The 2664-nt window shown below is 66.6% G+C and carries 1 protein-coding gene; it reads right to left on the bottom strand.

The features are described 5' to 3' along the window. Nucleotides 1-1235: 1235 nt before the first annotated feature. Nucleotides 1236-2387 (bottom strand): outer membrane protein assembly factor BamB family protein, encoded by a 1152-nt coding sequence (locus E1286_RS46950; RefSeq protein ID WP_165970256.1) that lies wholly within the window; start codon nucleotides 2385-2387, stop codon nucleotides 1236-1238. Nucleotides 2388-2664 lie beyond the last annotated feature (277 nt).

The raw sequence follows: 2664 nt of genomic DNA on the forward strand, positions 1-2664 counted from the left end.
GATGGTACTGCACTCGGGAGGGTGTGGGAGAGTAGGTCACCGCCGGACAATTTTTTGAGGGGGGTCTCGATGCCTGCGGGTGTCGGGGCTCCTCTCTTTTTGTGTTTGCTGAGGGTTCCATGCTGATACTTTGAGGGTTCCACGCTGATGCGTGGGGCCCTTTTCTGCGTTTCCGGGGTTGTGTGTTCCGGGTGTTCGCGGTGAGGGCTGGATGCTGTGGCGGTGTTGTGCGGCGGTTGTGTGTTTTGCGGTTCTGGCGCGTTCGGGATGGGTGCGGGTCTCGTGCGTTCCGGTGTGGGGCTTGTCTGTGGCTGGGGCGGGTTTCGGCGTCGGTGGTGGAGGGGCAGAGATGTCGTGGGTGTCGGGGTCCGGCTTTGTCGGTGCGGGAGGGGACGCGTCCGCTGTCTGACGTGTCGGTGTGTGTGGGTCTCATGCCTTTGGGTTGAGGCCCTTTTGCGTTTTCAGGGCGGCCTGTTCGGCGCTGGTTGCGCGCGTGCGATGGTCTCGAGCCTTGCGTCCGCCGAGTGCGTCGTGCTTGTGATGTTTCGTGCTGTGGTGCTGTTGTTGGCGCTGGGCGACCGAGTCGGTGGGTGATGAAGTGAGGGAGCCGCCGGCGCTTGAAAGTGTGCAGCTCTAGCGCCTGAGCCGGTGCGCGAACTGTGGGTGAGCCTGACCCCACGACCCCTACCGGTACGTCGAGGTGCGCGCCGGGTCACCATGACGCCCGACCCCGAGGGCGCGCTCATCGAACGAACACTGCCACAGCAGTACCGAGGCATCCCATGGGAGGACAAGCGGTCTGGCGTGGGTTGCTGGCGGTGGCGGTAACCCGGGTCGGCCGGCTGGGGTTCTGCTTGGTGACCAGCTGGTGGCTGCGGTGGACGCGCCCGCTCCACGTGGGGGCCGCTTCTTCGGGGGAAGTCGGCTCTGTGGGGGTTGGTGTGGCGGAGCGGGTGTACTACCTGGCCCTGGTTTGCTGGCGGTGACTGGGCTTGGCGTGGTCTGCGGCGGCTGACAGGGGTTTGTGCTTGGTGGCCGCTTGGTTGGTGTTGTGTGTCGGTGGCGCTGCGCTCGTTCGCCGACGCCACCGTCGCCACGTCGCGTCGAAGAGAGGTTCACTGGCGAGCGGGTGTGCTGCCGGGCTGCCGGTGGATGAGGTGTGGTGGGGCCGTTGGGTGGCTCGGAGGCGATGCGGAGGTCGGTTGGGTTCTGCGGGGTGGCGGTGGTCGATGGTTCTAGGGGAGCTTGTAGTAGTTGATGGCGTTGCTGGCGGTTATTGAGCTCCAGGGAACGATGACGATGGCGCCGTTCTGTTCGTAGACCTTGGCTCGTTCGGCTTCGGAGCCGAACTCGCGGGGGAGGCCGCCGAGGCCTTTTGTCTTGCCGGTTTTGGCGTCGATGTGGATCAGGCGTGGGGAGAGGTCGCGGTGGTCGCCGACCTCGAGGGCCAGGAGGCCCGAGTCGTCGGCGCGGATGTAGGCGAGCCGGGAGGCGCGGGTGCCCGAGGACTCCCAGACTCGGCGGCCGGTTGTGAAGTCGTAGGCCAGTGCGGTGTTGCGCATGCGCATGGAGTTGGGGACGTTCTCAGCGTCGCTGGCCAGGTAGAGACGGTCCCCGTGGATGGCCAGGCGGTAGTGCAGGCGCATGCCCTGGACGGCGACGACTTGGTTGAGGGGGAGGAGGTCTACTTCGTCGTCGACCGTGACCTCGCCGGTCTTGCCGGAATCGTCGTAGCGGGTGAAGTGTGTGCCCTTGGCGTCGTCGATCTGGGTGACGATCGGGTCCACGGAGGCGACGATGCCGGAATGGACCGGACGACTGGGGTGTTTGCGGGTGATCTTGCCGGTTTCCGGGTCCACGACGAGGACCAGGTCGCTGGGCTGGGGGTAGATGCAGTGCGCCAGCATGACGACTCGGCCGGGTCCGGCGTTGGTGTCCCGCAGCGAACAGTCCTTGGGAGCGGTCGCGTGCCACCGTACGGTGCCGTCCGTCAGGCTGTAGGCGGAGACCTTGCCGTCGATCAGGGTGATGGCCAGGCCGTCGGTGCTCACGATCATGGGAGCCAGCATCGTGTTGGACGTGGTGGCCTGTTCGGCGTGGATCGGCTTCTGCCACGTGATCTGGCCGGTGGCGGTGTCGATGCCGGCGAGGTGGTCGCACAGGCCGGACTCGCCGTACGCGATGGCGGCCACGCCCCCGGGCGCGTCCGGGGTGGCGCCGCAGAGCTGCTCTCCGGGGGATGGGGTGCCCCAGGTGCGTTTTCCTGTTGACAGGTCGTAGGCGAGTACGCCGTCTTTCTGCACCCTGATGATGGCGGTGTCGGTCAGCCAGGTGGCGAAGCTCATGCCTGAGGTGAAGTCTGAGCCGCCGGCTCCGATCATGGGCATCTGCCACTGCGACACCGGGCGTTCGGATGTCTTGACGGGCGGTTGCGTCTGAGGGGGTGGGGATGTGGTCGGTTCGCCGCTTTGTGACACGAGCCATGCGGTTCCGGTTCCGACGGCGAGCAACACGGCCAGGCCCAGGGAGACCAGAGCGGCGGTCTTTCCCTTCTTGTTGCGCCGTGTGGGTTCGGGGTTCCACGGGCCTTGGGTCCGCGGAGCGGACCACTGAGGGGCAGGTGGTGACGACTGCTGCGGGCACGGGGGCGGATAGGGCGGTGGC

Source organism: Nonomuraea terrae, assembly GCF_004348995.1.
In the GTDB taxonomy this organism is placed as follows: Bacteria; Actinomycetota; Actinomycetes; order Streptosporangiales; family Streptosporangiaceae; genus Nonomuraea; species Nonomuraea terrae.